The sequence below is a fragment of the Streptosporangium sp. NPDC001559 genome, from assembly GCF_042893955.1.
Lineage (GTDB): Bacteria > Actinomycetota > Actinomycetes > Streptosporangiales > Streptosporangiaceae > Streptosporangium.
Window position 1 is genome coordinate 210490 of sequence record NZ_JBIAVG010000017.1, and the last position, 8995, is coordinate 219484.

Genomic DNA, 8995 nt, shown 5'->3' on the forward strand with positions numbered 1-8995 from the left:
CACTAATTCGTCTCGGATGCTGTGTGATTGGGACGGAATTACTCCCGGCTGCCCGTGCTCGTCATCAGGTCAGCACGCCTTCGACTATTTTGACCCAGAACTGGTCTTTATCGATGATTCGGTATCTCGCGTAGAACGCCTTCAGATAGTTTCCGTGGTTCCTGTTCTGCGTCGTCGGGATGTAGCGGAGAGAGAAATTCCAGTCCCCTTTTCCGGCTCCTTCGTAGGTGGAGGCGTAGGGGTACTCGTCACACTGTTTGCCGGTCGTACTTATCGGGTTTCCCGACGCTGCCGCATCTCTGACCATACGCGCGCATTCCCGGTCTTTCCAAGTCTTGTTGAGTCCTTTCATACTTCTGCCGTCCGAGGTCTTCGTCGAGGGGCTCAGGAAAGTGAGAGGAGTCGCCTGCATGTCGATAGAGGGAGCGTTGATGTTTCCTGGAATCTTCTTGTGCAGAAGCTGGCCTGCGCTGTTTCTTTTCGGATTCGTCGACCCCCAGTAGTAGAGGGCCGTTTTGTTGTGGTCGACGGCCTCCGTCATCGTGGTGTCCCCGGTGTACAGGGTGAGGACGGGATTGGCGCTCACGAAGATGCAGCCGCCCGTGTAGAACGTCCCCGGCGCGCCCCGCTTCTCGCTGTCGCAGCGAATCACGGGTGCGAGGTCGTCGGTGAACGGCCTGCCCTCGGGCCGGTTCCACAGGGCGACCGTGCTGGTGCCGTACCACCAGGCGTTCTCGTAGGTGAGCCACGGTCGCAGTGTGCACGTGTCAGTCGCGCTTCCCTCGGATCGGAAGAGGAAGAAGTCATCGCCGTCCTGCTTCCACTTGGCGATGGTGTCCCTGCGATTCTTTCCTTCGACCATCTTACAACTGGGCGACTCACCACCCGAAGGTTCAAAGTCCAATCGGAAGATCTGCTGGTCGTACAGGTTCGTGGGCTTCCAGTTGTACACACCCACGTAATCCTGCAGTCTGGTCCAGACAGCTATCTCACGAGGCTTGCGGGAGGAGTCGCTTTCCCCGGTGGGGGTTTTCACCGCCGAGCCGCTGGTATTCCCGGCGTAAGTGTGCACGACCACGGTCGCCTCGACTCGTCGCGCGTTCTTCACCACGGGGATCGGTACAAGCACCGGGCGGCCAGCGATCCTGACCCATTTGAACTTGTACTCACCCCAGCCGATGAACTTGCTCCAGCATCCAGTGTACGGAGTGACCACGGAGAGCCCCTCCTTGTTGTAGGCGTAGTCCCAGTTGCGCTTCCTGAGGTTGTTACACTCGACGAGATCGAGCCGCTCGTACGGGAAGAAACCGGTCGACTCCTCCGCGAGCATCCGCGCCTGCGGCTTCGACGCCGTACGGCTCTTCTCCGCCTGCTTGGGGACGACGCTGAACGTCGTGTCCGGGACATCGATCTTCAGGGTCTGCCATCCCGACCAGGGGCCAGCGACGTCGCCGGTGAGCGCCCGGGCCCGCCAGCGCACCTTCCAGCCGTCCTCAAGTTCACCAGCGGGAATCTCGATCCTCGCAGAGCAGGTCGAGCAGACGCCGGTAGCCGTCCCCGTCCATATGGGGCCCGCGCCCTGGGACGCGGGGGCTTCAGGGGCGTGTTCGACCTGGAAATCCACGGAGAAGGTGCGCTCCGACTCGTCATTGACGTGCACCGCCAAGTCGGGTGTGACCGAGGAGGAGACCGTCTCGCCGGAGACCTGGGTCGAAGGGATGGTCTGGAACGACTCGACGGTCAGGTCGGGCGTCCGGAACGACTGCCACTGCGACCACAGGCCCGTCGAGCGGTTCGTGACCGCCCGCGCGCGCCAGCGGACCTGCCAGGCGTTGCCGAGTTTCCCGTTGGGAACCTCCACGGAGGCCCAGCAGCCGCCGCAGGCGATGGAGTCGTTGCCCGACCAGATGGAGCCGCTTCCCTGCTCCAGAGGCGCCGCCGGGTCATGCTCGACCTGGAACTCCACGGTGAAGTCCTCGTCGGTGAACGCTTTGACGTTGGCGTCGAGCAGCGGCGTCAGACTGGGGGCGACGGCCTGACCGTCGACCTCCTGGGCCGAACGCACTCCCAGGGAGCCGACGGTCAGGTCGACGGTCCTGAGTTTCTGCCATTCCGACCACTTGCCCATGGTGCCGTCACCGGCCACCGCGCGAGCGCGCCAGCGGACCTTCCAGCCGTACGACAGCAGGTCACTCGGAATCTGGACCTCGCTCTCGCACCGGGAGCAGACGTTCGTCTGGTTGCCGGACCAGATCAGTCCGGTCCCCTGCGACGCGGGGGCGTCCGGATCGTGCTCCAACTGGTACTCCACCGTGGAGGCGCGCTCTTCGGGGTCGGTGGCGGTGACCCGGAGGTAGGGGGTCATCACGGGAGAGAGGCCGTTCTCTCTCTGGGGAGTGGAGTAGGCGCTGCTCACCCGGGGTTTGGGGGCCTCGATCGACAACGGCTGCCACGCGATCCAGGGACCCGTCCAGTCCGTCATCGTCACACGGACGCGCCAGCGGACCTTCCAGCCGTCTTGCAGGAGTCCCTCCGGCATGGAGACCCAGTTAGTGCCCTCGGTGTTGGTGACCGACCAGATGAGGCCGGATCCCTGACCCACAGGTGCCTGCGGATCGTGTTCGACCTGTACCTCGTAGTGAGCCTCGAGGGAGGACTCCCACCTGTAGACACCGACCTGGAACATGGGGGTGAGCGAGCCGGTGGTCGCCGTCTCGTCGTCCCAGGCCGAGGGCCGGACAGCTGTGCTCTCGAGGACCGGACGGGTCACCCGGACCTTCTCCGCGCTCCACGGGGACCAGGCCGACGGGCCGGCCGCCCCGACAGACCGTGCCCGCCAGCGGATCTGCCAGCCGTCCGTGAGCGTGCCTGCGGGCACGTCGGCCTGCGCCCAGCCGTTCTCGTTGTTGTCCCCGTAGATCTCGGCGTTCACCGAGGTGGACCAGATCAGGCCGGCGCCCTGACCGGACGGAGCCGCCGGGTCGTGCTCGATCTGGAACTCGACGCCGGTCGAGGCCCCGGAGAGGTCGAGGAAGGTCGCCTCGAGGGTCGGCGTGGTGGACAGCAGAACCCTCCGCTCGCCGTTGGTGTCGCGCCCTTGTGGGAGCGCCCAGATGTCACAGCAGACGGGGCTACCGACGTTGACCTCGACCGGGATCCAATCCGTCCACGGAGAGGAACCGCTCGCAGTGACGGCGCGGGTGCGCCACTGGATTCTCCATCCGTCGCTGAGAGTGCCTGCGGGCACGCTGGCCTGCGCCCAGCCGTTCTCGTTGTCGTCCCCGTAGATCTCGGCGTTCTTCGACGTGGACCAGATCGAGCCGGTTCCCTGGCCGGGCGGAGCGGCGGGATCGTGCCGGATCTCATACTCCATCTGGATGCTGCCCGTGCTGGCCGGGTCGAGGGCCTCCACGTATAGGTCGGGGGTCAGGGAGGTGACGACCTTCCTGTCGGCCAGCGGCTGGGAGGGTGTCTCGTCGAGGTCTTTGATGATCAGGTCATGGGCGTTGACCGTGATGGACAGCCAGTCCGTCCATGTCAGTGCTCCTTCGTCGGTGACGAGCCTGGCGCGCCAGCGGACTTTCCAGCCGTCCGTCAGCGTGTTCGCGGGCACAGTTGCCGAGATGTAGTTGGTGTTCTCACTGACGGGCAGGGTGGTCGACCAAATCGATCCGGTTCCCTGACCGGTGGCGGTCGGGTCATGTTCGAGCTGGTACTCGACATGCTGGGCTTCATCGACGAACTCGGTGTCGACGAAGGTCTCGAACTCCGGAGTGCGGGACGTCGAGGTGAATGTTCCGTCCTTGTGGGTGGAGGGTGTCACACGCAACGACCAGATGCCGGGGGCCTCGCCGAGGTCGGATTCCGAGGCGGGCAGGTCGATCTCCAGTTTCTGCCACGCCGACCAAGGCGAGACCGAGTCGTCGACGACGACGCGTGCGCGCCACACAGTCTGCCTGTCACGGGTCACCCGGCTGGGCGGGACCACGATGGTAGCCCTGTCCCCGGTCTGGACCCCCTCGGTAGCGCCCGACCACATGTCCTTCAGGGATTCCTGGCCATAGACGTCGGGATCGTCACCAAACTGGTACTCCACGCGCATCGCGCGCCCGAGCGCGTCAACCGGCCAGACGTTCAGCAGTGGGGTGTCCGACGAGGTGACCAACACGCCGTCGACGAGCGAGGCAGGGGTCACGTCGAAGGCGGAGATGAACGGCTTGGGCACCTCGACCTTGACGGCCTGCCAGTCGGACCAGGGGGAGGTGAGGGTTCCGGCGATGGCGCGGGCGCGCCAGCGGACCTTCCAGCTGTTGGTCAGCTTGCCGGTGGGGATTTGGATCTTGGCGGTGCTGTTGGAGGCCACGTCGTTCACGGCTCCGGTCCAGATGGAGCCGGTGCCCTGTCCGGAGGGAGCGGCCGGGTCGTGTTCGACCTCGTACTCGACCCGAAGTGTGCCCGTCAGGGGGTTGTGGGCCAGTGCCCAGAGTTCGGGGGTGAGGGAGGAGACGGTTTTGACGCCGTCAGTGACGGTGGAGGGGGAGACGTCGAGTGCCGACAGGTCGGGTTTGGGCAGGTCCACGGTGAGGGCCTGCCAGTCGGACCAGGGGGAGGTGAGGGTTCCGGCGATGGCGCGGGCGCGCCAGCGGACCTTCCAGCTGTTGGTCAGCTTGCCGGTGGGGATTTGGATCTTGGCGGTGCTGTTGGAGGCCACGTCGTTCACGGCTCCGGTCCAGATGGAGCCGGTGCCCTGTCCGGAGGGAGCGGCCGGGTCGTGTTCGACCTCGTACTCGACCCGAAGTGTGCCCGTCAGGGGGTTGTGGGCCAGTGCCCAGAGTTCGGGGGTGAGGGAGGAGACGGTTTTGACGCCGTCAGTGACGGTGGAGGGGGAGACGTCGAGTGCCGACAGGTCGGGTTTGGGCAGGTCCACGGTGAGGGCCTGCCAGTCGGACCAGGGGGAGGTGAGGGTTCCGGCGATGGCGCGGGCGCGCCAGCGGACCTTCCAGCCGTCGCTCAGCGCGCCGGTGGGAATCTGGACCTCGGCCCGTTCGCCACCAGCCACGTCGTTCACGGCTCCGGTCCAGATGGAGCCGGTGCCCTGTCCGGAGGGAGCGGCCGGGTCGTGCTCGACCTCGTACTCCACGCGGAATGTTCCGTCCATGGGGTTCTGTCCCCAGACCTGGAGCTCGGGAGTGAGAGACGAGGTCAGCTGGCCGCCGTCGATGTCGACTGCCGGGGCCACGTCAAGGGCGGTGATCTTCGGCTTGGGTGGGTCCACGGTGAATGACTGCCACGGTGACCACTGCCCCACCGTGCTGTCCGCGGTCGCCCGGGCGCGCCAGCGTACCCGGTATCCGTTGGCGAGTTGCCCAGACGGAACCTGCACCGACGCCACGGAACCAGCCGCGACGCCTGTCGCCGAACCCGACCAGATCAGGCCGCTTCCCTGCGACGGAGCTGCGGGGTCATGCTCCACCTCGAAGGCGACGGTCGAAGCACGCTCGTTGGCGTCGTCCACTTTCGCCTGCAGGGATGGTACAAGCGATGAGGCCACCGTTTCTGTGCCCGACGTCTCGGAGGGAAGCACCGACAGCTGTGAGACCGTCGGCACGGAGGGAAGCGGTCCCGCGTTGAACGACCACGAGTACGGCGCCGCCATGACGTTGTAGTAGCCGTCGCTCGCATCGCTCACGGTGGCGGTGTATCTGGTCTCGGTGAGTAACGGCTGCCCCGGCGTGAACGTCAGGACTTTGCGCGCGGTGTCCATCGCGGAGGTCCCGGGGACCTCCGTACCGACCGGGTCCTTGAGGGAGAGTTTCGCGTCCCAGACGGGCTCGCTGAAGGTCGCCGTGACCGTGGTGTTCAGAGCCACGTCCGCGACCTCGGCGGCAGGGCTCGTGTCGGCCACTACCGGAGGCAGAGCGTCGTCGTCGTTCTCCGGGCCCGGAGCATCCCAGTCCTCGCCGGGCAGAGGCTGCAGCTTCTTGGCGTTGACCTCGTACGGTGCGCCCACCCGGCTCTGGATCGCCGGGATTTGGCTGAGCTTGGTGCCCGGCAGCACGGGTACTGAGGTCTCGCTGTCGATCTGCATGGACACGGCTTCGTCGTAGGTCGGCCAGTCCGACCTGGACTGGTCGTAAGCGAAGGGCAGGACGACCGAGGGGGAGGGCTCGTAGTCGACGAAGAGTATCGGACCGCGTCCGCTCGAAGTGCTCTCGGACGAACGGTACTGCCGCCAGTTCGTCGCCTCTGACTCGTTGACCGCGCGGAGCTGGAGCCCGTAGTCGGGGATTCCCTCCGCCCAGCCTTGCACGATGTCCTCTATCGAGTAGTACAGCTCTCCCTCGCCCCATGAACAGGAGTCGCTGTAGGCGGCCTTGTTGCCGTACTGGCCGCTCGTCGTGACCGACGGCTGGTTGCTCCAGGTGAGGGTGGACGGTGACCAGTCAGTGGTGATCTGCCGTGCGACGATCCCGGATCCGACCTCGCTGCCGCAGGTGTTCGAACGGTAGTTCCACAAGCGGAGGTCAGCGTTCAGGATCTTCGCGCCCGCGATGTCGGTGTCGTTGACGATGAACCGGAGATAGGTGCGCCACGTCTCCGTACCCGTCCCGGACTTGCCGGCCCGTAGCCATGTGGCGGTCGTCTGGGAGTAGGGGTATCCAATGTTGGAGATGAACGTGTCGGTCTGCAGCGCCGCCCCAGTCCAGTCGCTCTGCACCGTCATCGTGACGGGATACTGCACCGCCTGGTTGGAGAGGAAGCCCGGGTCGGGTTCAACCACGAGAGTCGGTCCGTCAGCGCCCTGCTCCACCTTGGCGGAGGCCGGAGCGGAGTGGCCTCCCTCTGCGGAGAGCTCGGCGGCGGCGTCGACCATCTGCACGGCGACCGGTGTAGCGGCGGGCTCGCCTTTCTCGGACAGTAGCTGCGGCCTGCCGTCGGGGCTCAGACCGTACCGCATGCCCTTGGGCAGGGTGAGCGGCAGCCGGACGCTGATCGGCTTAGCAGGCCGTCTGCGCAGGACGATGTTCTGGACGAAGCCGTCCGGGAGCGCGGTGACCGTCAGGTCGGCGCCTGGCATGATCGCGTCGGTGTAGACGGCGGTGTCCTTCTCCAGGATCGGGGCCGGTAGCTTGGCGCCCCAGCCGATCCCGGAGACACCCTTTCCGTGCCGGGCAGTGACCAGCTGTTTCGTTCCTCCCGTCGAGAGCTGCAGAGGTAGTTTGGTGACGCGGGGCGAGATCGAGCCGTCGGCCTTGGTCAGAGTGGTGTCGACAGGTGACCACCGGTCGCTCTTGTCCTTCACCTGGATGGTGGTCGAGCTGATCTCCGCGTGCAGGGTCCTGCCGTCGGGGTTGGCCCACACCTTCGACGTCTCGGTGGAGAGGGAGGGGATGCCCACCCGCTTTCCGGCGGTCAGGGCCTGCTGTTTCGCCCCCTCCAGGAGGTCGTCCCTGACGAGCTTCCCGCCGTTGCTCAGCGCCTTGGACAACGCGGCTTCGGGGGTCGGCGCCGGAGCGGGGGCCGCAACGGGGACCGCCTCCTGTGCCTGCGACGGCACGTCGGCCAGCGTGGAGAGCATCAGCGCAGCGACCGTAACGACCGCAGCCCTGGTCGGTCCCCGACCGCGCCGGGCCGGGCGCAAAGGAGAAGGGCCTTTCATGGGAACCATTCCTGTTTTCACCTGTTTCATCTAAGGGAATACCGGGGAGGTTTTCGTCGTTTGTTTTCCGGCAGCCTGAACAGGTTCCCCGGCCTTTTATTAGGGCTGGGGAGCCTGAGTCGTCGATTGAATAAGCGCATGCAGGAACCACGGGCGGCTCGGCCGTCCGTGACGGAATTTCAGGCATGGTGAAAGGTCGACAGAATGCGCGTCGAACCTGTCTTTCGATGGAGACCGTGGAGCACTTCAGGGGCGTTCCGGTCTTATCGGATCACAGGGAAGGGGATTGCCGGGCGTAGGGAGGAAGCACTTTTTCTGGGCAAGATGATATTTCGGTGGGTGACCGTAGTCTGCATGATCATATGTCGCATCAAATGGTGTGTAAAGAGGGTATAAGTTCCCCTCGGGGTCCGCTGTGATACCCGAATCGTGCCCATCTGATTGCTCTGCGTTAATGACTTTCCCGGCTTCTGTGGATAGGTATTCCGGGAGGTCGGCGGGGGTGTTTCGTCGGGCTCGGCTTAGAACTCCTAACGCAATGAGCTGAGGCGGCGCCAGCAGATCAAGGCGCAGCCGAGGCTGAGGAATGCCTCGTGGAGGTCGTCGCGGACCTCCCAGCGGATGCGCAGGCGGCGGAAGTGGTGCAGCAGGGCGAAGGCCCGTTCGACGACCCAGCGGTGTTTGCCCAGGCCAGATCCGTTCTCGGTGCCGCGTCGCGCGATCAGCGGGCGGATGCCCAAGGCGCGGACCTGCTTGCGGTACTTGTCGTGGTCGTAGCCGCGATCGGCTAGCACGGCGCCGGGACGCCTGCGGGGCCGGCCGCGCTTGCCGCGCACCGGCGGGATCGCCTGCAGCAACGGCATCAGCTGAGTGACATCGTTGCGATTGCCGCCGGTGAGGATCACCGCCAAGGGATGCCGCCTGCGTCGACGATCAGGTGGTGCTTGCTGCCGGATCGTCCCCGGTCGACCGGGCTCGGGCCGGTCTGCGCCCCCCTTTTAGAGCTCTGACGTGGGAGGAGTCCACCGAAGCCCGGGAGAAGTCGATCGCGCCCGCGGCCCGGAGCCTGGCCAGGAGCACCTCGTGCAGGCGCTGCCAGACCCCGGCCTTGTGCCACTCGTTCAACCGCCGCCGGCACGTCATGCCCGAGCCGTACCCCAGTTCCTGGGGCAGGTGCTCCCACGCGATACCGGTGTGCAGCACGAACAGGATGCCCTGCAGGGCCAGGCGGTCATCCAGCCGCTTTCGCCCTGGCCAGCGGGCCCGCCGCTGATGTTTGGGCAACAACGGCTCGATGACCGCCCACAGCTCGTCGCCGACCTCCCACGGCTTCAG

At 65.8% G+C, this 8995-nt stretch carries 1 protein-coding gene and 1 pseudogene; both read right to left on the reverse strand.

The features are described 5' to 3' along the window. Positions 1-64: 64 nt before the first annotated feature. Positions 65-7579: a DNRLRE domain-containing protein gene (locus ACFYY8_RS32975; protein ID WP_390047788.1), complete on the reverse strand. Its 7515-nt coding sequence runs from the start codon at positions 7577-7579 to the stop codon at positions 65-67. 611 nt (positions 7580-8190) lie between these two features. Beyond that, a pseudogene (locus tag ACFYY8_RS32980) lies at positions 8191-8995 on the reverse strand (IS5 family transposase).

Coding starts and splice junctions, on each gene's coding strand:
- ACFYY8_RS32975 (WP_390047788.1), bottom strand. CDS start 7,579: ATGCTCTCCACGCTGGCCGACGTGCCGTCGCAGGCACAGGAGGCGGTC.